A 24,746-nucleotide genomic window follows, 5' to 3' on the forward strand; every position below is an offset into this window, starting at 1 on the left:
AGGTGCTTTTCCGGATGAGTCCCGGATGTGGTCCGCCAGCTGAGGGGCTGGTCACAGCTGGTGGCCCACCGCCTCCTCGTACAACCTGCGGTCGACCGTGCGCGACTCCGGCAGCGGGCTTCCCTCCGCCACACCCTGGGCCTCGTAGGCCGCCTGGAGACGTGTTGTCGTGTCGGCGCGGATTTCCCAGTCCATGCGGAGCGGGGGCGTGGATTCGAGGATGGATTCCTCTGCCTTGAGGAGTTCTGCCAGATATGTGACGAAGCTCGCATCCTCCTTGTAGTCCGATGTGAAGTACGAGTTCACCGTGCGGATGTAGGCCCGCAGCAGGGCCACACCCGCGTCCACGTCGTCCTGCAGCAGTGTGCGGCCGTAGAGTATGCCGCCCAAGGGCTCGCCCCGCGGCTGGCCGCCCAGGAAGGCGTAGCCCCCCTTGCCGTCGACCTTGCGCCAGACCGGGTCCAGGAGCCACGCCGAGTCGACGCCGCCGTTCTGCAGGGCCGTGAGGACGTCGGCCGAGCCCAGTTGCTGGTACTGGATGTCGGCCAGGCCGCCGCCGTGCTTCTCCAGGGCCTGCTCCATGGGGTACGCGATCACCGAGCCCTTGCCGATCATCGTGCCCAACTTGCGTCCCGCCATGGCGACCCGGTTTGCGCTCTCGCCTTCCTTCAGGCGCACCCACAGGCCGCTCTTCGACTTCGGGTCGGGTGAGAAGTTGCCCGCGACCCACTTGATGTCGAAGCCGCCCTTGACGCCGTTCATGACCGCCGCCTCCGGAGCCGCCCACAGGGCGTCGATGTCCCCCTTGGCCAGCAGCGGGAGCGCGTCCGGCGTCGGCAGCACCTTGAGCGTGACGTCCAGGCCCTCCTTCTTGAACTCGCCCTTGTCGAGGGCGACCTGCAACGGGGCCGCGTACTCGGCGCTCAGCGTTCCCGTCGCGATCGCCAGCTCGCGGGGCTCGGACAGCGGTCGTGGGGGAGGGGATCCGGGGAGACAGCGGGCCGGTGCGCGGTTCGGGGAGAGGTCCTTCGGGTTCGTCCAGGACTTCGCGCCGCAGCCCTCGACCGGGCGGATCGTGCGGTCGCCCGCGGCTGCCGTCGAGGCGGAGTCCGACGCGGACGGGGAGGAGCAGGCGGCCGACGCCAGCACTGCCGCCGCGGCGATGACGCCGACGTACGCGTGGGTCCTCCTGCTCATGGCAGGTCCCTTGCTCCTCATGACTGGCCCCTTCCTCGGTCCCTCGGCGCCCACGGAGTGAGCAGGCGGCCCGCGAAGCGGATCAGTTCGGAGAAGAGGACTCCGAGGACCGCGACGCAGACGATGCCGACGAACATCACGTCGTTCTGGAACAGCGCGCGCGAGTCGAAGATCAGATGGCCCAGGCCGTTCGTCGCGGCGATCTGCTCCGACGCGACGATGACCAGGACCGCCACACCCGCCGCGATGCGCGCGCCCACCAGCACGGAGGGGAGGGAGGCCGGAAGCAGGACGTGGCGGAACATCTGCCACCGGGAGGCGCCGAAGACCTGGCCGGCGTCACTGTGGCCGGACGGGATGGACATGACCGCGGACATGGTGGAGATCCAGACGAAGAAGAAGACCGTGGCCGCCACCAGCGCCACCTGTGGGCCCTCGCCCAGGCCGAACATGTTCAGGAAGACGGGCAGGAGAGCCAGTTTCGGTACGACGTACAGCGCGTCCAGGAGTGGTTCGAGCGCGGCCCGCACCAGCGAGAGGGAGCCCATCAGGAGGCCGAGGGCGTAGCCCGCCGCAGTGCCGGCCGCGTATCCCGCGAGGACGCGCTTGAGCGTGGCCCACACGTCCGGCCACAGCTCGCCGGCCGCCGCCCGGTCCCAGCCGTCGGCGAGGATCGTGGACGGGGCCGGGTAGACGCGGTCGTCGATCCAGGCCTGGGCGGCCGCCAGTTGCCACAGCAGGAGCAGGAAGAGAGGGACGGCCAGGGCCAGGGACACCTCCAGCGCGCGCCTGCGGCGGTGGGTGCGGGCCGGGTGCAGTTCGCGCGGGCCGGGGCGGCGGATCAGGACCGAGTCGGCGGACGGCTTGGTGAGCGTCGTCATGCCGGAACCGCCTCCTTCCGCAGCAGGTCCCACAGTTCGCTTCGCAGGGCGGTGAACTCGGGGGTGGCGCGGATGTCGCCGGTGCGCGGGCGGGGGAAGGGCGGGCGGTGTTCGGCGATGATCCGGCCCGGGCGGGCGGACATCACGAGCACGCGGTCGCCGAGGACGATCGCCTCCTCCAGGCTGTGGGTGATGAAGAGCGTGGTGGTCCGCAGCGACTGGGTGATGTCCAGGAGCTCGTCCTGGAGGATCGTGCGGAGCTGGGCGTCGAGGGCCGCGAAGGGCTCGTCCATCAGCAGGAGTTCGGGTTCCACGGCCAGGGCGCGGGCGATGGCCACGCGCTGGCGCATACCGCCGGAAAGCGTGGCCGGGTACGCGTCCGCGAAGTCCGACAGGCCCATGCGGGCCAGCCAGTCGTCGGCACGGGCGTTCGCCTCGCGGCGCGGGACGCGCTGGATGTCCAGGCCGAAGCGGACGTTCGCGCGGACGGTCTTCCAGTCGTAGATGCCGTAGTCCTGGAAGATCATGGCCGCCGGGCGACGGCTCGACGTGCGGATCTCCAGCGTGCCGGTGCTCGGGCGGAGCAGGCCCGCGGCGATGCGCAGCAGCGTGGACTTGCCGCAGCCGGAGGGGCCGACGACACAGACGAACTCGCCGGGTGCGACGGTCAGTTCGAGGGGGCCGAGGGCGTGGACCGCGTGGGGGGTTCGGCCGAAGGTGCGGGTGAGGTCATGGGCCTTGAGTTTGGGATGCGGCGAATGCGGCGGATACGGCCGATGCGGTGGATACGGCTGATGCGGCGGACGGGGTGGATGCGGCAGATATGGCTCTCCGGTGGGTGTCGGTGCTGGCTCTCCCACTTCGGTCTCCTCGCGGAGTGCGGAACGGACGTGTGGGTGACGTACTCGTGTGGCGACTTACTCGTGTGAGCGATGTACGCGTGGGTGCCGTTGACCATATGACGGTCCGTCAGATTCGGGAACCCCGTCCGCGTCCGCTCGCGGACAGCACAAAGCCCCGGCATCCAACGGTGCCGGGGCTCAGGAGCCGGAAGGTTTACGCCTTGGCGCAGTTCGGGCAGACGCCGCGGTACGTCACCTCGACGTCCGAGACCGTGAAGCCGAAGCGCTCGGAGTCGGGGAGGTCGGCCATCGGGTTGCCCGTCGGGTGGACGTCCCGGATCGCGCCGCACTGGGCGCACACCAGGTGGTGGTGGGGCCGATGGGCGTTCGGGTCGTACCGCTTCGCGCGCTTGTCGGTGGAGACCTCGAGCACCTCGCCGAGGGTGACCAGCTCGCCCAGCGTGTTGTAGACGGTCGCGCGGGAGATCTCGGGCAGCTTGGCGACGGCTCGCGCGTGCACCTCGTCGGCCGTCAGATGGACATGATCGCCGGCGAGGACCTCGGCCACGACGCGGCGCTGCGCGGTCATCCGCCATCCGCGTCCGCGCAGCCGTTCCAGAAGGTCGCTCATGGAGAACACCTTAACAGCAGGAGGACCAGGTTCCGAATGGATGTGACTTTAGAGTTCAACCTAGATTGGATAAAGTCCAGCAACGATTCGGAACGGCCCGCCCGCCGGTGGTCGGGCCGGGTCCTTTCGGGCCCCGGCCCGTATCACGTGGGCTGCCGCGCGCGTGCTCGGGTTATGCGGGCACGTGCTGTCGTACGGGTGCCCAGCAGCGGATGATGTCGCGGACCGAGACGATGCCCACGGGCTCTTCGTGGTCCAGGACGATCAGATGGCGGAAGCCGCCGTGTGCCATGGCGCGGGCCGCCTCCTCCAGGGTCCATGACGGGGCGGCGAACACGACGTCGGTGGTGGTGTGGTCGTGGGCGTGCTCGATGTCCGGGTTCTGTCCGAGGCCGACGGAGTTGAGGATGTCGCGTTCGGTGAGGATGCCGATACCGCCGGCATCGGGGTCGTGGACCACGGCCGCGCCGACCCGACGGGCGGACATCAGCGCGGCGGCCTGGCGAAGGGTGTGGGTGGGGCCGATGGTGAGGACCACGGTGCTCATGGCGTCACGTACGAGCATGGATGGAGCCACCTCCTGAAGTGCCCCCGCACCGTTTGTTCACGGTTTCACAAATTCACAAGTGGGGGGACTCTCAGAGTGACAGGTAAAGAGGGGGTCAACAAGGGGGCGCTCAGCAGCGCTGCAAAGGGGCGCTCAGTAGCGCTCGTTCAGGTATCCGAGGAGTTCGTCGTGCAGCAGGCCGTTCGAGGCGGCCGCGTTGCCGCTGTGCGGGCCCGGACGGCCGTCCAGGCCGGTGAAGGTGCCGCCGGACTCCGTCACGATGATCGCGTTGGCCGCCATGTCCCAGAGGGAGAGCTCCGGCTCGGCGCAGAGGTCGACCGAGCCCTCGGCGACCATCATGTACGGCCAGAAGTCACCGTACGCGCGCGTACGCCACACCTCGCGCGTGAGGTCGAGGAAGCCGCTCAGCCGCCCCTGCTCCTCCCAGCCGCTCAGCGAGGAGTACGCGAACGACGCGTCCGTCAGCTTCGAGACGCCGGAGACGCGCAGGCGGCTCGCGGAGGAGAGGCTGCGGCCGGTGAAGGCGCCGTGGCCCTTGGCGGCCCACCAGCGGCGGCCGAGGGCGGGGGCGGACACGAGGCCCACGACCGGCTGGAAGCCGCCCTCGCTCGCCTCCGTCAGGGAGATGAGGGTGGCCCAGACCGGGACGCCGCGTACGTAGTTCTTGGTGCCGTCGATCGGGTCGATCACCCAGCGGCGGGGGCCGGTGCCCTCGACGCCGTACTCCTCGCCGAGGATCGCGTCCCTTGGCCGGGCGCGCTGCAGCTGCCCGCGGATCAGCTCCTCGGCGGCCCTGTCGGCCTCGCTCACCGGGGTCATGTCCGGCTTGGTCTCGACCTTGAGGTCGAGGGCCTTGAAGCGGTCCATGGTGGCGGCGTCGGCGGCGTCCGCGAGGACGTGGGCGAGGCGGAGATCGTCGAGGTAGTCCGGCATGGAACGAACGGTATCTGTCGTGGTTGGGGTGGGGCTACTAGGCCTTCGGTTGTGGGCGGGTTGCGCGTGGCTGTCGGGTGCGGGGGAGTGCCTGCCGGCGGACGCGTCGCTTGGTCGCGTGGTCCGGCGCGGCGGCCCCATTGTTTTCGCCCCCGCCGCCCCTACCCGTTCCGTCCCTGGGGGCTGCCGCCCCCAGACCCCCGCTTCGGCCCTGAAAGGGCCTCGTCCTCAAACGCCGGACGGGCTGAGATGCCGGGACCGGCACCGAGAGGTGGCCGCGTACCCCCACGCACCCGGCGGTCGCGTACGGCGGGAAGGGGACATGCCGGGGAGTGTCCGCCCGCAGTGGCCGGCGTCAACACGCAGCACCTCCCGGCCTAAGTCCAGCCGCCGGTCCGAGGACGGACACCCCCCGGCACGGCCCCGACCCACAACCCACCCGCAGGCGCTACGCGCACCCCCACCAAACCACCACAGGCCGCCGCAGGCATCCCACCGCGCACCCCCACCCAATCACCGAAGCCCCGCGCACCGCGGCGAACTGGCGCCCCCACATGCCTTCGCGAACCCTTGACAGTGCCCCTGTGCGCGTCAAATCTGGGCGCAGAGCCGCTCGTCCCCGGGAGGCGATGATGCCTGCAGCGCGGGAATCCCTGTTGGACGCCGCTTACACGGCGCTGGCGCGCCGGCCGTGGTCCGCCGTGCGGATGGTGGACGTGGCGGCGGCGGCCGGAGTGTCCCGGCAGACGCTGTACAACGAGTTCGGGAGCAAGGAGGGCCTCGCCCGCGCGCTGGTGAGGAGAGAGGCCGACGGCTACCTCGCCGGCATCGACCGCGCCCTCGCCACGCACAGCGACGCCCGCGAGCGCCTCACCGCCACCGCGGAGTGGACCGCCGCCCTCGCCCGGGACAACGCCCTCGTCCGCGCCATGCTCACCGGCTGCTGGAACGAGCGCCTGCCCTCGCCGACGCTGTCGGCCGTACCGTCCTCCTCGGCCGTGCCGGCCCAGCGCCGGGCCGACGGGCCGCTGCCCTCGCCCGGCGACTTCGTGGCCATCGTGCGCGACCGGGCCGTGGCCACCCTCTCCGGCCCCGGCAGCAACAAGTCCGACGCCGCCGACCTCGCCCGCTCCTGCGAACTGGTCGTCAGGCTGGCCCTGTCCTGTGTCGCCGCCCCACCCGGCGAAGGCGGCGTCTCCGACCTCGTACGCAGCGCCCTTCACCGGCAGTTGACCGGCTGACCGGACCGGACCGGACCGGACCGGACGGGACGGGACCGCACCAGCCGTACCACGCCGGGCCCCGCCTCCGGAGGGAACCGCCTCAGTGCGTCGCCCCCGACAACTGCAACCCGACGATCCCCACGATCACCAGCGAGATCGACACGATCTTCAACGTCGACACGACGTCCCCGAGGAAGATCATCCCGTAGATCGCCGTACCCGTCGCTCCGATCCCCGTCCACACCGCATACGCCGGCCCCACGTCCAGCTTCCGCAGCGCCAGCGTCAGCAGTCCGAAACTGCCGAGGGCGAAGATGCAGAAGGCGATGGTCGGCCAGAGCCGGGTGAAGCCGTGCGACAGCTTCAGACAGACGGCGAAGCCGGTTTCGAGCAGCCCCGCCACGATGACCAGCAGCCACGCCATGTGCTGTCCTCCCGTATCCCCACGTTCTGTGACCGCTTCGTCAGGCTTGGATCCGGCTCGGTGCGATTATGCCCTTACCGGACTCGGCGTCAGACAAACAACGCGGAGGCCAGTCGCCTTCCCCGCCCCTCCTCAGTCGCCTTCCGTGCGCTCGCGCGTGGCCAGCAGTCGCCGCAGTGAGTACAGCCGCGCCGGATCGGCGTGCCCCTGCGCCACCCACTCGTCCAGCGCGCAGTCCTGCTCGTCATGACTGCACGCACGCGGACAGCCCTCGGTTCCCGATTCGAGGTCGGGGAACGCGTGGATCACGCGGGACGGGTCGATATGGGCCAGGCCGAAGGAGCGGACACCGGGGGTGTCGATCACCCAGCCGTCCACCTCCGTCAACGGCAGCGCCAGCGCCGAGGTCGTGGTGTGCCGGCCCCGGCCCGTCACCGCGTTGACATGCCCCGTCGAACGGCGGCGTTCCTCCGGCACCAGCGCGTTCACCAGCGTCGTCTTGCCGACGCCCGAGTGCCCGACGAACGCCGTGACCCGGCCGTACAGCTGCTCCCGCACCCGATCCGCCGCGCCGCCGTCCGCCAGCTCCTCGCGGCTGGTGACGACGTACGGGATGTCCAACGCGCCGTACAGCTCAAGGAGCTTGTCCGGCGGAGCCAGGTCCGACTTCGTCATCACCAGCAGCGGCTCGAGACCTCCGTCGAACGCCGCCACCAGACAGCGGTCGATCAGCCGCGGCCGCGGCTCGGGGTCGGCGAGGGCGGTGACGATCGCGAGTTGGTCGGCGTTCGCCACGACCACGCGTTCGAACGGATCGTCGTCGTCGGCGGTGCGGCGCAACACCGACGACCGCTCCTCGATCCGTACGATCCGCGCGAGGGTGTCCTTCTTGCCGGACAGATCGCCGACCAGCGCCACCCGGTCCCCGACCACCGCGGCCTTGCGGCCGAGTTCGCGGGCCTTCATGGCCATCACGACCCGGTCCTCGACGAGGCAGGTCAGACGCCCCCGGTCGACGGTGAGGACCATGCCCTCGGCGGCGTCCTCGTGCTTGGGCCGGATGTGTGTCCGCGGCCGGTTGCCCTTGCGGTTCGGGCGGCTGCGGATGTCGTCCTCGTCGGTGTGCTTGCCGTAGCGGCGCATGGCGTGAGTCCCTACGCCCCGAGCATCCCGGTCCACAGCTCGGGGAAGTCCGGCAGGGTCTTCGCCGTCGTCGCCACGTTCTCGATCCGTACGCCTTCGACCGCGAGGCCGATGATCGCGCCGGCCGTCGCCATGCGGTGGTCCTCGTAGGTGTGGAAGACGCCGCCGTGCAGTCGGCGCGGGCGGATGTGCAGGCCGTCGGCGGTCTCGGTGACGTCGCCGCCGAGTTCGTTGATCTCCTTGGTGAGTGCGGCCAGGCGGTCCGTCTCGTGCAGGCGCAGGTGCGCGACGCCGCGCAGTGTGGACGGGGAGTCCGCGAGGGCGGCGACCGCCGCGATACCGGGCGTCAGCTCGCCGACCTCGCTCAGGTCCACGTCGATGCCGTGGACCGCACCCGAACCGGTGAACACGAGCCCGTACTCGGTGAGTTCGCAGGAACCGCCCATCTCGGTGAAGATCTCCCGCAGCCGGTCACCGGGCTGGGTGGTACGGGACGGCCAGTCCGGGACGAGGACCTTGCCGCCGGTCACCAGCGCCGCCGCCAGGAACGGCTGGGCGTTGGACAGATCCGGCTCGATGGTCAGGTCACGGCCGAGCAGGGCGCCCGGCGTGACCCGCCAGACGTTCGGCTCGCCGCCCGACTCCGGGGTGTCCACCTGGGCACCGACCGAGCGCAGCATGTCGACGGTCATGCGGATGTGCGGCATGGAGGGCAGGGCGGAGCCGGTGTGGCGGACCTCCACGCCCTGGTTGAAGCGCGGGCCGGACAGCAGCAGCGCCGACACGAACTGGGACGACGACGAGGCGTCGATCTCCACCGGGCCGCCCTCCAGGGCGCCCGAGCCGTGGACCGTCAGCGGCAGCGCGCCCCGGCCGTCGTCGTCGATGCGGGCGCCGAGCACGCGCAGGGCGTCGATCACGCCGTTCAGGGGGCGCTCGTACGACCTCGGGTCGCCGTCGAAGCGGACCGGGCCGTCGGAGAGCGCGGCGACCGGCGGCAGGAAGCGCATCACGGTGCCGGCGTTGCCGACGTCGACCGTGGCCGGGCCGCGCAGGCCCGCGGGGAGGACCCGCCAGGCCTCGCCGGTGCCCTCGGGGCCCACGCCCTCCTCGATGCCGACGCCCATCGCGCGCAGGGCGCCCGCCATCAGCAGGGTGTCGCGGGAGCGCAGCGGGCGGCGCAACCAGCCGGGCTCGCTCGCCAGGGCGGCGAGGACGAGGGCGCGGTTGGTGACCGACTTGGACCCGGGCACGTGGACCGTCGCGTCGACGGCTCCGCTCGCGTGCGGGGCGGGCCAGAGGGCGGTGTGTGCGTCGTTCGGGGCCATGGGGCCACTTTATAAGGAGGCGGTGATTCGGGTGCGGCGCCGTGGGGCCGGTCGCGCCCCGCGGCCGAGCCGCGGACGACTCGGCCCCGCGCCCCTGAGTCGGCTGGTCATACCTCCAACAGCCAGCGCCCCCCGCCTATCAGCGAACACAGCGACACCGCATGGAACAGGAACAGCCACAGCCCCGCCGGCACATGCGTCAACCGCGACAACTGATCCGCGTCCGAGTCCCCGGCCCCGCCCCGCGACCTCTTCGCCTGCAGCTCGAACGCCGGCCTGACCCCGCCCAGCAGCAGGAACCACACCACCACGTACGCGAACGCCGCCTGCACCTGAGGCCCGGTGAGCCAGGACACCAGCACGAACGTGCCGCCCGTGACGAACACGGTCAGCGCCCCGTACGCGTTCCGGATCATCACCAGCATCGCCACCAGCAGGGCCGTGGCCAGCCACAGCAGCAGGGTGATCCGGCCGGCGCCGAGCAGCGCGGCGCCGCCCAGGCCCAGCAGCGGGGGAGCCGTGTAGCCGGCGGCCGCCGTGAGGATCATGCCGAGGCCGTGCGGCTTGCCGCGGCTGACGGTGAGGCCGCTGGTGTCGGAGTGCAGGCGTATGCCGGTCAGGGTCCGGCCGGTCAGCAGGGCCACCAGGCCGTGGCCGCCCTCGTGGGCGATGGTGATGGCGTTGCGGGAGACGCGCCACAGGCTGTGCGGGACGACCACGGCGAGGGCGACGACCATCGTGGCGAGTACCACCCACAGATCCGGGTCGGGCTGGGTACCGGAGACCTCGTCCCAGAGGGAGGCGAGCGAGGCGGATGCGGTGCTGTCCATGTAAGGCGATGGCTCCCTGTGGTCGGACGGAATCTGGCAGTGTTGCACGTATGTGCGGACGGTATGCAGCGAGTCGTGGGGCCGAGGATCTCGCGGGAATCTTCGAGATCGAGAAGTGGGAGCCCGAGGAGACCCTCGACGCGGACTACAACGTGGCTCCGACCAAGGAAGTTCACGTCGTCCTCGACCGTCCCTTGAAAGACGTGCACGACCCGCGGCCGGTTCGGCAGCTGCGCAAGCTGAAGTGGGGGCTGGTGCCTAGCTGGTCCAAGACCCCCGAGAGCGCCTTCAAGATGATCAACGCGCGCGCGGAGACGGTGCACGAGAAGCCGTCGTACCGAAGGGCCTTCACCTCCCGGCGCTGCATCATCCCAGCCGACGGCTACTACGAATGGGTCACCGGCAGTCAGGAGCGGGACCTGGAGGTCGAGGGGAAGCGGAAGCGGCCGCGCAAGCAGCCGTACTTCGTGCTGCCCGCCGACGGGTCGGTGTTCGCGATGGCCGGGCTGTACGAGTTCTGGCGGGACCGGACGCTGCCCGAGGACCACCCCCGGGCCTGGTGGGTGACCTGCTCCGTCATCACGACGGAGGCCGAGACGACCCCGCTCGCCGTGGCTCCGGCCGAAGGGCCGAACTCGCTGGCCGACATCCATCCCCGGATGCCGCTGATGCTGACCCCGGACCGCTGGGACACCTGGCTGGACCCGTCCCGTACGGACCCCGAGGAGCTGCGTTCGCTGCTCGACCCGCCGCCTGCCGGACTGATGCGCGCCTACCCCGTCTCCACCCTGGTCAGCAATGTCCGCAACAACGGCCCGGAACTGCTCAAGGAGCTGGAGGGGCCCGAAGAGGGCACACTCTTCTGACGTGACGAACGAGTCCTACGTGAACGAGTCCGACGTGAACGAGTCCGACGTGACGACAGAGACCATCGGTACGGACGCGGGGGACGCCCGCATCACCTGGCACCCGGCGAAGAAGCCCCGGCTCGTGCTGGCCGTGAGCCACGGAGCCGGCGGCGGCATCGAGGCCCGGGACCTGAAGGCGCTGGCCGCGGTTCTCCCGGCCCACGGCGTCACCGTCGCCCTCGTCGAGCAGCCCTGGCGCGTGGCCGGCAAGAAGGTGGCGCCCGCGCCCAGGACGCTGGACGTCGGCTGGCGGGGCCTGTGGCCCGCCCTCGCCGCGCCCGGGCTGCCCGTGATCTCCGGGGGGCGCAGCGCCGGGGCCCGGGTCGCCTGCCGTACGGCCGTCGAGCTGGGCGCCCATGCCGTCCTCGCCCTCAGCTTCCCCCTCCACCCGCCGGGCAGGCCCGAGAAGTCGCGCGCCGACGAACTGCTCGGGGCCGGGGTGCCGACCCTCGTCGTACAGGGCGGGAACGATCCGTTCGGCAAGCCGGAGGAGTTCCCGGACGGGGACCACGAGCTGATCGAGGTGCCGTACGGCGATCACGGGTTCGCGGTGCCCAAGCGGGCGCCCCTCGATCAGGCCGAGGCCGTGGCGATCGTCACGGACGGTGTCGTGAAGTGGGTCGAGTCACTCGGGTAAAGGTTCGGGAATGTGGCGGCCCCGCCTTCTGTTGTGGCGGACAGCGGTGCTGAACGAGCAGCGCAGACGTCGTAGGAGAGGAAGTCCGCCGCATGGGTTCGTCCTACTGCCCGAGCCGCAGCAGCCGTACTGACCTGGACTGGACGGTGCTGCACGCGGCGAGGACCGCTCCTATTCGAGCGGCGGCAGGTACGGCAGGTCGTCTATCCTCCGATTCAGGTGGGACCGGTTTCGGTCCTGCCCGGAATCTTGAGGAGGTGGGTCCGGTTCCCGGTACCGACGCAGGGACCGACAACGGCCAGGCGGAGCAGCCCGAGGGCCTGGGCACGAGCGCGGCGACGTCCGACGAGACGACCGCCGAGCGCAGCGCGCGCTTCGAGCGGGACGCGCTGGAGTTCCTCGACCAGATGTATTCGGCCGCGCTGCGCATGACGCGCAACCCGGCCGACGCCGAGGACCTGGTGCAGGAGACCTACGCCAAGGCGTACGCGTCCTTCCACCAGTTCCGCGAGGGCACCAACCTCAAGGCCTGGCTGTACCGGATCCTCACGAACACCTTCATCAACTCGTACCGCAAGAAGCAGCGTGAACCCCAGCGCTCCGCGGCCGAGGAGATCGAGGACTGGCAGCTCGCGCGTGCCGAGTCGCACATGTCGACCGGCCTGCGTTCCGCCGAGTCGCAGGCGCTCGACCACCTGCCCGACTCGGACGTGAAGGAAGCACTCCAGGCGATCCCCGAGGAATTCCGCATCGCCGTCTACCTCGCCGACGTCGAGGGCTTTGCGTACAAGGAGATCGCGGACATCATGGGGACACCCATCGGCACGGTGATGTCCCGGCTGCACCGGGGCCGCCGTCAACTGCGCGGCATGCTCGAGGACTACGCCCGTGACCGCGGGCTGGTTCCGGCCGGCGCCGGAGAGTCGAACGAAGCGAAAGGCTCGGGCTCATGAGCTGCGGAGAGCCGCACGAGACGGATTGCAGTGAGGTACTCGACCATCTGTACGAGTTCCTCGACCGTGAGATGCCCGACGCCGACTGCACCAAGTTCGAGCAGCACTTCGAGGAGTGCTCGCCCTGCCTGGAGAAGTACGGGCTGGAGCAGGCCGTGAAGAAGCTGGTCAAGCGGTGCTGCGGACATGACGACGTGCCGACCGACCTGCGCGCCAAGGTGCTGGGCAGGCTCGACCTGATCCGCTCCGGCCAGGCCGTGCCCGACCACGACGTGACCGCCGCGCCCCAGGAGTCCTGAACTCCCCTTCCCTGGAACGGGCTGTCGTCACTCGAACGTGCTAATCGGCGGGTGATAAGCCCACAACCGCCCCTCTTGCCGACCTAGGCTCCCCTGTTGAGCTGAGCAGGTCATGGTGGGGGAGGGCGTCCAGATGGAGGCGATACCGGCACGGGCGCGCGCGTACGTCGCCTGTGTGGCGCTGTGTGCCCTGGCCTGCCTCCTGCCGCCGCTGCGCGAGGCCCCATCGCCCTGGAGGGCGGTCGTTCTGCTCGCGGTGCTGTACGCGGCCGGTGAGCACGTCGCCGCCCGATGGCGGTTCGGGGGCACCTTCTACCCCGTACTGCTCGCCGGGGCGTTTCTGCTGTCGCCGTCGGCCGCCGCGCTGGTCGCGGTGCCGGGTGCGCTGCTGTCGCGGGCCGGGCAACGGCCGCTGTGGACCCGGCGGATCTGGCGGGCCGCCCAGCTCGTCGTGGCCGTCTGGGCGGCGGCCCGGCTGCACGGGGAACTGGGCGGGCGTGACGTCGTGGTGTCCGGCGACTTCCCCTACGCGCTGGTTCCGGCCGGGGCCGCGGTCCTGGCGTTCTGCCTGGTCCTGACCGTGCTGGACGGCGGGATTCGCGCCTTCGCCGAGCGGGTGCCCCTGCGGCGCGCCTGGCGGGGGCTGTTCCTGCGCTCGCTCGCGCCCCTCACCGTCCACGGTCTGGCCGGGCTGATGATGGCCGTGCTGTGGCGCAGCCCGTACGGCCCCGTCGCCGCGCTGCTCGTGCTGCTGCCGATGTGTGTGTCCTGGTGGGTGTTCGCCCAGTACCACCGGGAGCGCGCGGCACATCAGGCGACCATCAGGGCGCTCGTCCAGGCCGTCGACATCAAGGACGGCTACACCCGCGGGCACAGCGAACGGGTCGGGCAGGCCTCGATGATGATCGCGCGTGAGCTGGGCATGGACGACGACCGCGTCGAGGTGGTGCGGTTCGCCGGGATCCTGCACGACGTGGGGAAGCTGGGCGTGCCCACCCGGCTGCTGCGCAAGGACGGTCCGCTCACGCCCGAGGAGCGGCGCGTGATCGAGCTGCATCCCGAGTACGGGCACGAGATGGTCCGCGGGATCTCCTTCCTCGGCGAGGCCCGGGCCGCCGTACTGCATCACCATGAGCGGCTGGACGGGAGCGGCTATCCCTACGGGCTGATGGGCAGCCAGATCCCGGAGCCGGCGCGGGTGGTGGCGGTCGCGGACGCGTTCGACGCGATGACGTCCACCCGCTCCTACTCGCGGGCCCGGCCCGTGTCCGTCGCCCTGCTGGAGCTGGAGAGGTGCGCGGGCTCGCACTTCGACCCCCGGATGGTGACGGCCCTCGCCCGAGCCGTGGACCAGTACGGATGGCATCCGGCCGTGACAGCCGACGACGCCCGCACGCCCGTTTCCCGCCCGCCGGTCTCCAGCGCCCCGGGAGCGCACCGATGAGCACCCCGAGGCCACCCCTCCTGCTCACCCTCGTCCATGCCTGTGCCGCCCTCCTCGCCGCCGCCTGTCTGCTCGGCACCCTGTGGAGCGGCCTCGACGAACGCGGCACCGCGCTCGCCTTCGGGGTCCTCGTCGCTCTGGGCGAGCTCACCCGGTGGACCGGGGCGCAGGGCAGGGAGGCAGCGCCGCTCGGGGCCGCCGCCGCGCTGTCGTACGCACTGCTGGGGGAGCTGGGCAAGGAGCCCACCCGGCACGGTGTCGCGCAGGTCGTCGCCGTCGTCCTCGCCGCCTCGCTGCTCGGCAGCGTGCCGCACATCGCGCGCGGGCGCCCCGTCCTCGACCAGCTCGCCCGCCGCGTGCTCACCGTCGGATTCGCCGCCGTCTGCTTCCAACCCCTGTACAACCAGGGCACGTTCCACGGCTGGGGCACCGCCTACGCGCTGCTCCTGGTCGCGATCCTCGCCCTCACCGCCCTGTGCGACGCCCTGCTCACCGCCGCGCTGGCGCACTCGCGCACCCGGTGGCCCTTCGGTCCGGTGCTGCGCGACGAACTGCGGGCGACGCTCGGGATCGGGTCGGCCGTCTGCGCGACGGGCGCGGTGATGGCGCTCGCGGTCGCCGTGGTCGGGCTGTGGGCGCTGCCCGTCTTCTCGCTCCCCCTCCTGCTCACCCAGATGTCCCTGCGCCGGTACGCCGGAGTGCGGGCCACCTACCGGCAGACGATCGCCTCCCTCGCCCGGGCCACCGAGATCGCCGGGTACACACCGGCCGGACACGCCCGGCGGGTCGCCGTGCTCAGCCGGGAGGTCGGGCGCGACCTGGGACTGTCCGAGGCCGAGCTCACCGTGCTGGAGTACGCGGCGCTGATGCACGACATCGGGCAGCTCAGCCTGGTCGACCCGGTGCCGGCCGGGGCCACCGCCGTGCTGCCCGTCGAGGAGCAGCGGCGGATCGCGCTGCTGGGCGGGGCCGTCGTGCGGCAGACCGGGGTGAATCCGCAGGTCGCGACGGTCGTGGAGCGGCTGGCCGACCCCTGCCCGGAGCAGCCGGTCGCCGCCCGGATCGTGCGGGCCGTGAACGCGTACGAGGAGAAGGCGCGGGACGCCGGGCCGGGCGGGCCGCTGAAGGCGCTGGAGGAGCTGCGGCTGGGCACCGCCGGGGACTATGCGCCGGAGGTGGTCGGGTCGCTTGCCCGAGTGCTGGCCAGAGACAGTCTGGGTATGCCTGTGGGTGGGTAACCCATGGGTAATGAGCGCCCTTCCAGCCGTACGTGGTTGGATGCGAATGAGAGGGTGTCCGGGGGCGAGCACTAGCCAGCCCACTCCACGGAACTGGCAGGCGGGAATCGTGAGGATCTTCGGCAAGGGACGGCACCGGCCCTCCGCCTCCTGGCGGCAGGCCACCGACCGTGCGTTCACGTTGATCGGTGACGGTCGGTACGAGGACGCGGGGGCACTGCTGACACGTGCCGCCGACCTGGAGCCCTGGCTGTCCGAGTCCTGGTTCAACCTCGCCCTCCTCCACAAGTTCCGGCACGACTGGGAGCAGGCCCGGGCCGCCGGCCTGCGCGCTGTGGCACTGCTGGACCGGGAGACCGGGGCGCCCGACTGGTGGAACGTCGGTATCGCGGCCACCGCCCTGCAGGACTGGCCGCTGGCCCGGCGGGCCTGGCAGGCGTACGGGCTGCGGGTGCCCGGCGGTGCGACCGCGTCCGGTGAGCCGGTCGGGATGGACCTGGGCAGCGCGGCCGTACGGCTGTCCCCGGAGGGGGAGGCCGAGGTCGTGTGGGGGCGGCGGCTGGACCCCGCCCGTATCGAGGTGCTGTCGATCCCGCTGCCGTCGTCCGGGCGGCGCTGGGGCGAGGTCGTGCTGCACGACGGGGTGCCCCATGGGGAGCGGACCACGTCGGCCGGGCACGCCTACCCCGTCTTCGACGAGATCGAGTTGTGGGCGCCTTCGCCGGTGCCGACGTGGGTGGTGCTGCTGGAGGCCGCCACCGAGGCCGACCGGGACGCCCTGGAGCAGCTCGCCGCCGACGCCGGGTTCGCCGCGGAGGACTGGTCGTCGTCCGTGCGGCTGCTGTGCCGGATGTGCTCGGAGTCGCGGATGCCGTCCGACGAGGGCGACGGGGAGCATCTGGATCCGCACGATCACAGCGAACCGGGTCACCCCGGGCCGTTGGGGCACCGGACGGACGGGCAGCTGTGGGTGCCGGAGCGGGAGTGCGGGGTGGCCGCGCCGGCTGCGCTGGTTCGGGGGTTGCTGGACGGGTGGGTCGCGGACAGCCCGGACTCCAGGGACTGGCGGGATCTCGAAGAGGTCTGCTGACCGTTCGCCGTACCCTGTATCAGCGTCACACCCTCTTTTCTTGTGCAGGAAGGCATACGTCGGTCATGGCCCAGCAGGACACCGAGCAGCAGCACGCGGGCGTGCTCCCCGTGGACGACGAGGGGTTCGTCGTCGACACCGAGGACACGGAGGAGCGCGAGAACGCCTGGCGTGAGCGCGGCACCTCGCGGCCGATCACCGTCGTCGGGAACCCGGTGCTCCACAAGGAGTGCAAGGACGTCACCGAGTTCGGCGCGGAGCTGGACCAGCTCGTGGCGGACATGTTCGCCTCGCAGCGCACCGCCGAGGGCGTGGGCCTGGCCGCCAACCAGATCGGCGTCGATCTGAAGGTCTTCGTCTACGACTGCCAGGACGACCAGGGCGTCCGGCACGTCGGCGTGGTCTGCAACCCGAAGCTCGTCGAGCTGCCCGCGGACCGGCGCAGCCTGGACGACAGCAACGAGGGCTGCCTGTCCGTGCCGACGGCGTACGCGCCGCTGGCCCGCCCCGACTACGCCGAGGTGACCGGGCAGGACGAGAAGGGCAACCCGATCAAGGTGCGTGGCACCGGGTACTTCGCTCGGTGTTTGCAGCACGAGACGGACCACCTCTACGGCTACCTCTACATCGACCGTCTCTCCAAGCGGGAGCGCAAGGACGCGCTCCGTCAGATGGCCGAGAACGAGCCCCGTTATCCGGTCGTCGCCAACGACTGAGGTCTGCCGGAGGGCCCCACAAGCCCCATGCGCACGGCGTCTGTTCAGGTTCACCGTCCTGACCGGGCGCCGTTCGCATGTCCGTCGCACGTTCGATCCCATACACGCAGGTCGTGATCCAGAACCAGTCACATAGGGGGAGATTCTCGGCACTGTGGGGTAGTGAATGAAGCAAATCCGTTCCCAGATCGGTCAGTTGTGGTGCTGAATGGAAGTGCGGGGATACGCAACGGCGCACGCCCGGCACAGCGGGAGGGGCGTGTACAACTGGCGGCTGAGAGGGGTTTGTTCGTGCATGCTTTCTCACACAGCACCACATCGACACCGACGGCGGTTCCAGTACCACCATCGCTCTCTCTCCCGGTGATCGAAGCAGCGTTTCCCAGGCAACTCCATCCATATTGGCCCAGGCTCCAGGAGAAGACCCGCACCTGGCTGCTGGAAAAGCGGCTGATGCCGGCCGACAAGGTCGAAGAATATGCCGACGGCCTTTGCTACACCGACCTCATGGCGGGGTACTACATTGGCGCCCCCGACGAGGTGCTCCAGGCGATTGCGGACTACAGTGCGTGGTTCTTCGTCTGGGACGACCGGCACGACCGCGACATCGTCCACTACCGCCCGGCCGCCTGGCGGCGGCTGCGGTTCCGGCTGCACGCGGCCCTCGACGCACCCAAGGAGCATCTGCACCACGGGGACCCGCTGGTCGCGGGGTTCGCGGACAGCATGGTGCGGCTGTACTCGTTCATGCCCCGCACCTGGAACATGCGGTTCGCCCGTCACTTCCACGCGGTGATCGAGGCGTACGACCGGGAATTCCGCAACCGTACCGAAGGAATCATCCCCACTGTCGAGGAATACCTCGCACTGCGCCGGCTCACCTTCGCGCACTGGATCTGGACCGATCTGCTGGAGCCGAGCGCCGAGCTGGAACTCCCGGACGGTGTGCGGAAACATCCGGCATATCGGCGGGCGGCGTTGCTGAGCCAGGAATTCGCCGCCTGGTACAACGACCTCTGCTCGCTTCCAAAGGAAATAGCGGGCGATGAGGTGCACAATCTCGGAATCAGCCTCATAAAGCATGAGGGGCTGACTCTGGAAGAGGCGGTGACGGAGATTAGGCGACGCGTCGAGACCTGCATATCCGGTTTCCTCGACGCCGAGCGGCTCGCTCTGGAATTCGCCGATTCCCTGGCCGACGGCACGGTGCGCGGAAAGGAAATCGCCGCCGCCGTACGGGCCTGTGTCTGCAATATGCGCAACTGGTTCAGCTCGGTCTACTGGTTCCACCACGAGTCCGGCCGGTACATGGTCGACAGCTGGGACGACCGGTCCACGCCCCCGTACGTCAACAACGAAGCGGCAGGTGAGAAATGACCGTCGAGTCCGTCCGCCCCGAGGCCCAGCCCCGTGAGGCTTCGGAGCTGCGTGAACCGCCCCTCGCGGGCGGTGGAGTTCCACTTCTCGGCCATGGCTGGAAGCTGGTGCGAGATCCCCTGGCCTTCATGGCCGCGCTCCGGGACCACGGAGACGTCGTACGGCTGAAGCTCGGCCCGAAGACGGTGTACGCCGTCACCACCCCGGAGCTCACCGGGGCCATGGCGCTGAGCCCCGACTTCAAGATCGACGGGCCGCTGTGGGAGTCCCTGGAAGGCCTGCTCGGCAAGGAGGGCGTGGCCACGGCGAACGGCCCCCGGCACCGGCGCCAGCGACGCACCATCCAGCCCGCCTTCCGGCTCGACGCGATCCCGGCCTACGGGCCGATCATGGAGGAGGAGGTACATGCGCTGACCGAGCGCTGGCAGGCCGGCGAGACCGTCGACTGCACCTCCGAGTCGTTCCGGATAGCGGTGCGCATCGCCGCCCGCTGCCTGCTGCGCGGCGAGTACATGGACGAGCGGGCCGAGCGGCTGTGCAACGCGCTCGCCACCGTCTTCCGCGGTATGTACCGGCGGATGGTGGTCCCGCTCGGGCCGCTGTACAAGCTGCCTCTCCCGCCGAACCGCGAATTCAACCGGGCGCTGGCCGATTTGCATCTCCTGGTCGACGAGATCGTCGCCGAACGCCGGGCATCTGGTCAAAGGCCGGACGATTTGCTGACGGCATTGCTGGAGGCGAAGGACGAGAATGGCGACCCCATCGGGGAACAGGAGATCCACGACCAGGTCGTCGCGATTGTCACCCCGGGCAGCGAAACCGTTGCCTCCACGATCATGTGGCTGCTGCATGTGCTCGCGGAACATCCGGAACACGCCGACAAGGTGTGCGCGGAGGTCGAATCCGTCACCGGCGGTCGGCCCGTGGCATTTGCGGATGTCCGTAGCCTCAGGCACACGAACAATGTTGTCGTGGAGGCGATGCGTTTGCGCCCCGCGGTCTGGATTCTCACGCGACGAGCGGTGACCGATACGTCACTCGGTGGCTATCGCATTCCGGCCGGGGCGGACATCGTCTACAGCCCGTACGCGATCCAGCGTGACGGGAAGTCGTACGCACACAACCTCGAGTTCGACCCCGACCGCTGGCTTCCGGAGCGCGTCAAGGACGTGCCGAAATACGCCATGAGTCCGTTCAGTGTCGGCAACCGCAAGTGCCCGAGCGACCACTTCTCGATGGCTCAGCTGTCGCTGATCACGGCGGCGCTGGCCACCAAGTACCGCTTCGAGCAGGTGCCCGGCTCCAACGACGTGACCCGCGTGGGCATCACACTGCGTCCGCACAAGCTGCTGCTGAAGCCGGTGCCGAGGGATTAGTGCCGAGAGGAGGGCCTACGCGGCGTTCGGTCCCTGGAACGTCCTTCGGTACGCGTTCGGGGTCGTCCCCAGGGCCCGTACGAACTGGTGGCGCATTGCGGCCGCCGTGCCGAACCCCGTTCGACCGGCGATCGTGTCCACCGTCTCGTCCGTCGCCTCCAGCAACTCCTGCGCCAGCAGCACCCGTTGGCGCAGGATCCAGCGGTAGGGGGTCGTGCCGGTCTCCTGCTGGAAGCGGCGGGCGAAGGTGCGCGGGGACATGTGCGCACGCTCGGCGAGCTGCTCGACGGTGACCTCCTCGTCGAGGTGCCGTTCCATCCACGCCAGCACCTCGCCGACCGTGTCGCACTGGGAGCGGGGCAGCGGGCGCTCGATGTACTGGGCCTGCCCGCCGTCCCGGTGTGGCGGCACGACCATGCGCCGGGCGATTCTGTTGGCCACCTCGGGACCCTGCTCCTGCCGCACGATGTGGAGGCAGGCGTCGATTCCGGCGGCGGTGCCGGCGCTGGTGATCACCGGCCCTTCGTCGACGTAGAGCACGTCCGGCTCGATGAGAGCCCTCGGATTTCTCAGGGCCAGCTCCTCGGCCTGCCGCCAGTGCACACTGCACCGCCGCCCGTCGAGCAGCCCGGCCGCGCCCAGCACGAAGACGCCGGAGCACACGCTGAGCACCCGGGCACCGCGCTCGACGGCCCTGACCAGGGCGTCCAGCAGCTCGGCCGGATACTCCCGGGTGACGTAGTCGCTCCCCGCCGGCACGGCGATCAGGTCGGCCTCCTCCAGTCGCTCCAGGCCGTACGGCGTGGAGACGGAGAGCCCGCCGACATGGGTGCCCAGCGTCGGCCCCTCCGCCGAGACGACGGCGAAGTCGTACGTGGGCAGGTCCTCGTCGCTGCGGTCGATGCCGAACACCTCGCAGACGACGCCCAGTTCAAAGGGGTGCACGCCGTCGAGGAGGACGGCGGCGATGTTTTTGAGCATGCTGCCAGTGTGCCTCGGAAGTGGCAGTAAATCGAGGGTGTACGGCAGTCCTGCCACTGTTCGTAAGGAGTGTCCGGCGTGACAGTGGTGTCATGACTACGGAACAGACACAGACACTGCTCGCGATGATCGCCGTCCTCGGGATGTTCGTGCTCCTGGTCCTCCCGTCACTGATCGGCGCGGCGCGCGACCGGCGCATCGACCGTCAGATCAGGGAGGCCCAGGAACGCGACGAGGTCGAGGCTCAGAAGTCCTCGTCCAGGTCGACGGTCCCCTCCACCGCAACCTGGTACGCCGACGGACGCCGCTCGAAGAAGTTGGTCAGCTCCTGAACACCCTGCAGCTCCATGAAGGAGAAGGGGTTCTCGGAGCCGTACACCGGAGCGAAGCCGAGCCGCGTCAGACGCTGATCGGCGACACACTCCAGGTACTGCCGCATCGACTCGGTGTTCATGCCGGGGAGGCCGTCACCGCACAGGTCGCGCCCGAACTGGAGCTCGGCCGCGACGGCCTCCCGCAGCATGTCGGTGACCTGCTGCTGGAGCTCGTCGTCGAAGAGCTCCGGCTCCTCCTTGCGGACGGTGTCGACCACGTCGAAGGCGAAGGACATGTGCATCGTCTCGTCGCGGAACACCCAGTTGGTGCCGGTGGCCAGGCCGTGCAGCAGGCCCCGGCTGCGGAACCAGTAGACGTACGCGAAGGCGCCGTAGAAGAACAGGCCCTCGATGCACGCCGCGAAGCAGATCAGGTTGAGCAGGAAGCGACGCCGGTCGGCCTTGGTCTCCAGCCGCTCCAGCTTCTCGACCTCGTTGATCCACTTGAAGCAGAACTCGGCCTTCTCGCGGATGGACGGGATGTTCTCGACGGCGTCGAAGGCGGCCGCCCTGTCCTCCGGGTCGGGGAGGTAGGTGTCGAGCAGCGTCAGATAGAACTGGACGTGCACGGCCTCCTCGAAGAGCTGTCGGCTCAGATACAGCCGCGCCTCGGGGGAGTTGATGTGCTTGTACAGCGTCAGCACCAGGTTGTTCGCCACGATCGAGTCGCCCGTCGCGAAGAACGCGACCAGCCTGCCGATCATGTGCTGCTCGCCCTCGGACAGCTTCGCGAGGTCGGCGACGTCCGAGTGGAGGTCGACCTCCTCGACGGTCCAGGTGTTCTTGATCGCGTCCCGGTAGCGCTCGTAGAAGTCCGGGTAGCGCATGGGGCGCAGGGTCAGCTCGAAGCCCGGGTCGAGCAGGTTGGCGTTACGGGTACTCATTACTGGCAGGCCTCGCAGGACTCGGGGTTTTCCAGGGAGCAGGCGACGGCGTCGGGCTCGGCGACCTGCTGGACGGGGATGGTCTTCTCGGGCTGGGCGGTCTGGCCCTGGGCGGCGCGGGCGATGCGGGTCGCCGGGCGCGAGCGCAGGTAGTACGTCGTCTTCAGGCCCGACTTCCAGGCGTAGGCGTACATCGAGGAGAGCTTGCCGATGGTCGGCGTCTCCAGGAAGAGGTTCAGGGACTGGGACTGGTCGAGGAACGGGGTCCGCGCCGCCGCCATGTCGATCAGACCGCGCTGCGGGATCTCCCACGCCGTGCGGTACAGGGCCCGTACGTCCGCCGGGATCCAGGCGAAGTCCTGCACCGAGCCGTTGGAGTCGCGCAGCGCCTCACGGGTGCGGGCGTCCCAGACGCCGAGCGCCTTGAGGTCGTTGACCAGGTAGGAGTTGACCTGGAGGAACTCGCCGGACAGCGTCTCGCGCTTGAACAGGTTGGAGACCTGCGGCTCGATGCACTCGTAGACGCCGGCGATCGAGGCGATGGTGGCGGTGGGCGCGATCGCGAGCAGCAGGGAGTTGCGCATGCCGGTCGTGGCGATACGGCCGCGCAGCGCGGCCCAGCGCTCCGGCCAGGTCAGCTCGGCGTTCGGGTAGTGGTCGGGGTGCAGGACGCCCTTGGCCGTACGGGTCTTCTCCCAGGCCGGGAGCGGGCCGCCCCGCTCGGCGAGGTCGACGGAGGCCTCGTACGCGGCGAGCATGATGCGCTCGGCGATACGGGCGGAGAGCGCCTTGGCCTCCGGCGAGTCGAAGGGCAGCCGCAGCTTGAAGAAGACGTCCTGCAGGCCCATCGCGCCCAGGCCCACCGGCCGCCACTTCGCGTTCGACCGGCCCGCCTGCTCGGTCGGGTAGAAGTTGATGTCGACGACCCGGTCGAGGAAGGTGACGGCGGTGCGGACGGTGGCGTCGAGGCGCTCCCAGTCGATGTCGCCGTCGTTCACGAAGGACCCGAGGTTGACCGACCCCAGGTTGCAGACCGCCGTCTCGCCGTCGTCCGTGACCTCCAGGATCTCCGTGCAGAGGTTGGAGGAGTGGACGACGTGGCCGGGCAGCGCCGTCTGGTTGGCGGTGCGGTTGGCGGCGTCCTTGAAGGTCATCCAGCCGTTGCCGGTCTGCGCGAGGGTGCGCATCATGCGGCCGTACAGGTCACGGGCGGGGATGGTCTTCTTGGCGAGCCCGGCCGCCTCCGCCTTGCGGTAGGCCGCGTCGAACTCCTCGCCCCACAGGTCGACCAGTTCCGGCACGTCCGACGGCGAGAACAGCGACCACGGCTGGTCGGCGTTGACCCGGCGCATGAACTCGTCCGGGATCCAGTGCGCGAGGTTCAGGTTGTGCGTACGCCGGGCGTCCTCACCGGTGTTGTCGCGCAGCTCCAGGAACTCCTCGATGTCGGAGTGCCAGGTCTCCAGGTAGACCGCGGCGGCACCCTTGCGCCGGCCGCCCTGGTTCACGGCGGCGACCGAGGCGTCGAGCGTCTTCAGGAACGGGACGATGCCGTTGGAGTGGCCGTTGGTGCCGCGGATCAGCGAACCGCGGCTGCGGACGCGGGAGTACGCGATGCCGATGCCGCCGGCGTGCTTCGAGAGGCGGGCGACCTGGTGGTAGCGGTCGTAGATGGAGTCCAGCTCGTCCAGGGGGGAGTCCAGGAGGTAGCAGGACGACATCTGGGGGTGCCGGGTGCCGGAGTTGAAGAGGGTGGGGGAGGAGGGGAGGTAGTCGAGGCGGCTCATGAGCCCGTAGAGCGCGGCGACTTCGTCGACCGACCTTGTGGTGTCGTCCTCGGCGAGGCCGGCGGCGACGCGCAGCATGAAGTGCTGGGGCGTCTCGATGACCTTGCGGGTGATCGGGTGCCGGAGCAGGTACCGGCTGTGCAGGGTGCGCAGGCCGAAGTAGCCGAAGCGGTCGTCGGCGCCGGTGTCGATCAGGGCGTCGAGGCGGGCCGCGTGGATCCGCGCGAACTCGGCGGTCCGGTCGGCGACGAGGCCCTCGCGGTGCCCGACCGCGACCGACTCGGTGAAGGACGTGACGCCCTGCGAGGCCGCCTCGGCGGCGATGGAGATGGTCAGCAACCGGGCGGCCAGCCTGCTGTAGGCCGGGTCCTCGGAGATGAGACCGGCCGCCGCCTCGGTGGCCAGCTCGCGCAGCTCCGCCTCGTCGGCGCGGGAGGACCGGCCGCGCAGCGCGGCGGCGGCGACCCGGCCGGCGTCGGCGTCGGGGAGGTCGGCGGTCAGCTCGGTGAGGGTCCGCAGCAGCGCGGCACCGGGATCGTCGGTCTCCACTGGAGCTGCTGAAGCAGGATCGGCTGGCGCGATGGTCACGTGGGGGCTCTCCCTCGCTCGGCACGGGGGCCTTGCGGAGGGCAGGGGGCAGCACACGAGCGCACGCGGCGTCGCGTCCACCGGCCCACTCCAC

25 protein-coding genes are annotated in these 24,746 nt (G+C 70.2%); 12 read left to right on the forward strand and 13 right to left on the reverse strand.

The annotated features are described in order from the left end of the window. Positions 1 to 51 precede the first annotated feature (51 nt). From EJ357_RS30710 to hisN, 6 genes are all read right to left on the reverse strand, one after another. Positions 52 to 1,197: an ABC transporter substrate-binding protein gene (locus EJ357_RS30710; RefSeq protein ID WP_126394942.1), complete on the reverse strand. Its 1,146-nt coding sequence runs from the start codon at positions 1,195 to 1,197 to the stop codon at positions 52 to 54. Between the two features lie 17 nt (positions 1,198 to 1,214). Continuing rightward, positions 1,215 to 2,078 (reverse strand): ABC transporter permease, encoded by an 864-nt coding sequence (locus EJ357_RS30715; RefSeq protein WP_126394943.1) that lies wholly within the window; start codon positions 2,076 to 2,078, stop codon positions 1,215 to 1,217. Next, on the reverse strand, positions 2,075 to 2,938 hold the full coding sequence (locus EJ357_RS30720) for an ABC transporter ATP-binding protein (protein WP_228472656.1): 864 nt from the start codon (positions 2,936 to 2,938) through the stop codon (positions 2,075 to 2,077). Before EJ357_RS30720 ends, EJ357_RS30715 begins: the two co-directional genes overlap by 4 nt. A 196-nt stretch (positions 2,939 to 3,134) precedes the next feature. Further along, positions 3,135 to 3,551, reverse strand: a complete 417-nt coding sequence (locus EJ357_RS30725) for a Fur family transcriptional regulator (RefSeq protein WP_126394944.1) — start codon at positions 3,549 to 3,551, stop codon at positions 3,135 to 3,137. Between the two features lie 172 nt (positions 3,552 to 3,723). Beyond that, positions 3,724 to 4,116, reverse strand: coding sequence for a CBS domain-containing protein (locus EJ357_RS30730; protein ID WP_126394945.1), 393 nt, complete (start codon positions 4,114 to 4,116; stop codon positions 3,724 to 3,726). Between the two features lie 135 nt (positions 4,117 to 4,251). After that, positions 4,252 to 5,052: a histidinol-phosphatase gene (gene hisN / locus EJ357_RS30735; RefSeq protein WP_126394946.1), complete on the reverse strand. Its 801-nt coding sequence runs from the start codon at positions 5,050 to 5,052 to the stop codon at positions 4,252 to 4,254. Positions 5,053 to 5,681: 629 nt separating this feature from the next. Here hisN and EJ357_RS30745 point away from each other — a divergent pair. Further along, on the forward strand, positions 5,682 to 6,293 hold the full coding sequence (locus EJ357_RS30745) for a TetR/AcrR family transcriptional regulator (protein ID WP_126394947.1): 612 nt from the start codon (positions 5,682 to 5,684) through the stop codon (positions 6,291 to 6,293). 82 nt (positions 6,294 to 6,375) lie between these two features. Here the strand turns inward: EJ357_RS30745 and EJ357_RS30750 are convergent, their stop codons facing one another. The 4 genes from EJ357_RS30750 to EJ357_RS30765 form a co-directional block, all read right to left on the reverse strand. Next, a complete protein-coding gene (locus EJ357_RS30750) occupies positions 6,376 to 6,699 on the reverse strand; it encodes a DMT family transporter (RefSeq protein WP_126394948.1) in 324 nt (107 codons plus the stop codon). Positions 6,700 to 6,831: 132 nt separating this feature from the next. Next, the gene (rsgA, locus tag EJ357_RS30755) at positions 6,832 to 7,842 is read right to left on the reverse strand and encodes a ribosome small subunit-dependent GTPase A (RefSeq protein ID WP_126394949.1); all 1,011 of its coding nucleotides are present in this window, start codon (positions 7,840 to 7,842) and stop codon (positions 6,832 to 6,834) included. 11 nt (positions 7,843 to 7,853) lie between these two features. Then, complete coding sequence (aroA, locus tag EJ357_RS30760) at positions 7,854 to 9,170, reverse strand: 3-phosphoshikimate 1-carboxyvinyltransferase (protein WP_126394950.1); 1,317 nt, start codon at positions 9,168 to 9,170, stop codon at positions 7,854 to 7,856. A 107-nt stretch (positions 9,171 to 9,277) separates the two neighbouring features. Beyond that, positions 9,278 to 10,000, reverse strand: coding sequence for a M50 family metallopeptidase (locus EJ357_RS30765; protein ID WP_126394951.1), 723 nt, complete (start codon positions 9,998 to 10,000; stop codon positions 9,278 to 9,280). 50 nt (positions 10,001 to 10,050) lie between these two features. On the opposite strand from EJ357_RS30765, the gene EJ357_RS30770 reads away from it, so the two are divergent. The 10 genes from EJ357_RS30770 (at position 10,051) to EJ357_RS30815 (ending at position 20,038) form a co-directional block, all read left to right on the forward strand. Next, a complete protein-coding gene (locus EJ357_RS30770) occupies positions 10,051 to 10,866 on the forward strand; it encodes an SOS response-associated peptidase (RefSeq protein ID WP_126394952.1) in 816 nt (271 codons plus the stop codon). Between the two features lie 49 nt (positions 10,867 to 10,915). Next, positions 10,916 to 11,545: an alpha/beta hydrolase family protein gene (locus EJ357_RS30775; protein WP_175647857.1), complete on the forward strand. Its 630-nt coding sequence runs from the start codon at positions 10,916 to 10,918 to the stop codon at positions 11,543 to 11,545. A gap of 257 nt (positions 11,546 to 11,802) precedes the next feature. Beyond that, positions 11,803 to 12,498, forward strand: coding sequence for an RNA polymerase sigma factor SigR (sigR, locus tag EJ357_RS30780; RefSeq protein WP_126394954.1), 696 nt, complete (start codon positions 11,803 to 11,805; stop codon positions 12,496 to 12,498). Beyond that, a complete protein-coding gene (gene rsrA / locus EJ357_RS30785) occupies positions 12,495 to 12,797 on the forward strand; it encodes a mycothiol system anti-sigma-R factor (protein ID WP_126394955.1) in 303 nt (100 codons plus the stop codon). Before sigR ends, rsrA begins: the two co-directional genes overlap by 4 nt. A gap of 133 nt (positions 12,798 to 12,930) precedes the next feature. After that, complete coding sequence (locus tag EJ357_RS30790; RefSeq protein ID WP_126394956.1) at positions 12,931 to 14,241, forward strand: HD-GYP domain-containing protein; 1,311 nt, start codon at positions 12,931 to 12,933, stop codon at positions 14,239 to 14,241. Further along, entirely contained in the window at positions 14,238 to 15,479 is a 1,242-nt protein-coding gene (locus EJ357_RS30795) for an HD-GYP domain-containing protein (RefSeq protein WP_175647591.1), read from the forward strand. Before EJ357_RS30790 ends, EJ357_RS30795 begins: the two co-directional genes overlap by 4 nt. Positions 15,480 to 15,588: 109 nt before the next feature. Next, positions 15,589 to 16,569, forward strand: a complete 981-nt coding sequence (locus EJ357_RS30800) for a tetratricopeptide repeat protein (RefSeq protein ID WP_126394958.1) — start codon at positions 15,589 to 15,591, stop codon at positions 16,567 to 16,569. A gap of 65 nt (positions 16,570 to 16,634) precedes the next feature. Then, complete coding sequence (gene def / locus EJ357_RS30805) at positions 16,635 to 17,285, forward strand: peptide deformylase (RefSeq protein WP_126394959.1); 651 nt, start codon at positions 16,635 to 16,637, stop codon at positions 17,283 to 17,285. Between the two features lie 291 nt (positions 17,286 to 17,576). Further along, positions 17,577 to 18,662 (forward strand): epi-isozizaene synthase, encoded by a 1,086-nt coding sequence (cyc1, locus tag EJ357_RS30810; protein WP_126394960.1) that lies wholly within the window; start codon positions 17,577 to 17,579, stop codon positions 18,660 to 18,662. Next, positions 18,659 to 20,038 (forward strand): bifunctional albaflavenone monooxygenase/terpene synthase, encoded by a 1,380-nt coding sequence (locus EJ357_RS30815; protein ID WP_126394961.1) that lies wholly within the window; start codon positions 18,659 to 18,661, stop codon positions 20,036 to 20,038. Before cyc1 ends, EJ357_RS30815 begins: the two co-directional genes overlap by 4 nt. A gap of 15 nt (positions 20,039 to 20,053) precedes the next feature. Here EJ357_RS30815 and EJ357_RS30820 read toward each other — a convergent pair whose 3' ends face one another. Continuing rightward, complete coding sequence (locus EJ357_RS30820) at positions 20,054 to 21,019, reverse strand: helix-turn-helix domain-containing protein (protein ID WP_126394962.1); 966 nt, start codon at positions 21,017 to 21,019, stop codon at positions 20,054 to 20,056. 92 nt (positions 21,020 to 21,111) lie between these two features. Here EJ357_RS30820 and EJ357_RS30825 point away from each other — a divergent pair, with 92 nt between their 5' ends. After that, the gene (locus tag EJ357_RS30825; RefSeq protein WP_126394963.1) at positions 21,112 to 21,351 is read left to right on the forward strand and encodes a hypothetical protein; all 240 of its coding nucleotides are present in this window, start codon (positions 21,112 to 21,114) and stop codon (positions 21,349 to 21,351) included. On the opposite strand, the gene EJ357_RS30830 is transcribed toward EJ357_RS30825, so the two are convergent. Then, on the reverse strand, positions 21,264 to 22,277 hold the full coding sequence (locus tag EJ357_RS30830) for a ribonucleotide-diphosphate reductase subunit beta (RefSeq protein ID WP_126394964.1): 1,014 nt from the start codon (positions 22,275 to 22,277) through the stop codon (positions 21,264 to 21,266). The genes EJ357_RS30825 and EJ357_RS30830 overlap by 88 nt on opposite strands. Continuing rightward, positions 22,277 to 24,652, reverse strand: coding sequence for a ribonucleoside-diphosphate reductase subunit alpha (locus tag EJ357_RS30835; protein WP_126394965.1), 2,376 nt, complete (start codon positions 24,650 to 24,652; stop codon positions 22,277 to 22,279). Before EJ357_RS30835 ends, EJ357_RS30830 begins: the two co-directional genes overlap by 1 nt. Positions 24,653 to 24,746: the final 94 nt, after the last annotated feature.

It is taken from the genome of Streptomyces cyaneochromogenes (assembly GCF_003963535.1).
Taxonomy (GTDB): Bacteria; Actinomycetota; Actinomycetes; order Streptomycetales; family Streptomycetaceae; genus Streptomyces; species Streptomyces shaanxiensis.

What these genes read in the sequence shown, in the direction of transcription:
- EJ357_RS30710 (WP_126394942.1), bottom strand. Translation starts at nt 1,197, where the DNA reads ATGAGCAGGAGGACCCACGCGTACGTCGGCGTCATCGCCGCGGCGGCA.
- EJ357_RS30715 (WP_126394943.1), bottom strand. Translation starts at nt 2,078, where the DNA reads ATGACGACGCTCACCAAGCCGTCCGCCGACTCGGTCCTGATCCGCCGC.
- EJ357_RS30725 (WP_126394944.1), bottom strand. Translation starts at nt 3,551, where the DNA reads ATGAGCGACCTTCTGGAACGGCTGCGCGGACGCGGATGGCGGATGACC.
- EJ357_RS30730 (WP_126394945.1), bottom strand. Translation starts at nt 4,116, where the DNA reads ATGCTCGTACGTGACGCCATGAGCACCGTGGTCCTCACCATCGGCCCC.
- hisN (WP_126394946.1), bottom strand. Translation starts at nt 5,052, where the DNA reads ATGCCGGACTACCTCGACGATCTCCGCCTCGCCCACGTCCTCGCGGAC.
- EJ357_RS30745 (WP_126394947.1), top strand. Translation starts at nt 5,682, where the DNA reads ATGATGCCTGCAGCGCGGGAATCCCTGTTGGACGCCGCTTACACGGCG.
- EJ357_RS30750 (WP_126394948.1), bottom strand. Translation starts at nt 6,699, where the DNA reads ATGGCGTGGCTGCTGGTCATCGTGGCGGGGCTGCTCGAAACCGGCTTC.
- rsgA (WP_126394949.1), bottom strand. Translation starts at nt 7,842, where the DNA reads ATGCGCCGCTACGGCAAGCACACCGACGAGGACGACATCCGCAGCCGC.
- aroA (WP_126394950.1), bottom strand. Translation starts at nt 9,170, where the DNA reads ATGGCCCCGAACGACGCACACACCGCCCTCTGGCCCGCCCCGCACGCG.
- EJ357_RS30765 (WP_126394951.1), bottom strand. Translation starts at nt 10,000, where the DNA reads ATGGACAGCACCGCATCCGCCTCGCTCGCCTCCCTCTGGGACGAGGTC.
- EJ357_RS30770 (WP_126394952.1), top strand. Translation starts at nt 10,051, where the DNA reads ATGTGCGGACGGTATGCAGCGAGTCGTGGGGCCGAGGATCTCGCGGGA.
- rsrA (WP_126394955.1), top strand. Translation starts at nt 12,495, where the DNA reads ATGAGCTGCGGAGAGCCGCACGAGACGGATTGCAGTGAGGTACTCGAC.
- EJ357_RS30790 (WP_126394956.1), top strand. Translation starts at nt 12,931, where the DNA reads ATGGAGGCGATACCGGCACGGGCGCGCGCGTACGTCGCCTGTGTGGCG.
- EJ357_RS30795 (WP_175647591.1), top strand. Translation starts at nt 14,238, where the DNA reads ATGAGCACCCCGAGGCCACCCCTCCTGCTCACCCTCGTCCATGCCTGT.
- def (WP_126394959.1), top strand. Translation starts at nt 16,635, where the DNA reads ATGGCCCAGCAGGACACCGAGCAGCAGCACGCGGGCGTGCTCCCCGTG.
- EJ357_RS30815 (WP_126394961.1), top strand. Translation starts at nt 18,659, where the DNA reads ATGACCGTCGAGTCCGTCCGCCCCGAGGCCCAGCCCCGTGAGGCTTCG.
- EJ357_RS30820 (WP_126394962.1), bottom strand. Translation starts at nt 21,019, where the DNA reads ATGCTCAAAAACATCGCCGCCGTCCTCCTCGACGGCGTGCACCCCTTT.
- EJ357_RS30825 (WP_126394963.1), top strand. Translation starts at nt 21,112, where the DNA reads ATGACTACGGAACAGACACAGACACTGCTCGCGATGATCGCCGTCCTC.
- EJ357_RS30830 (WP_126394964.1), bottom strand. Translation starts at nt 22,277, where the DNA reads ATGAGTACCCGTAACGCCAACCTGCTCGACCCGGGCTTCGAGCTGACC.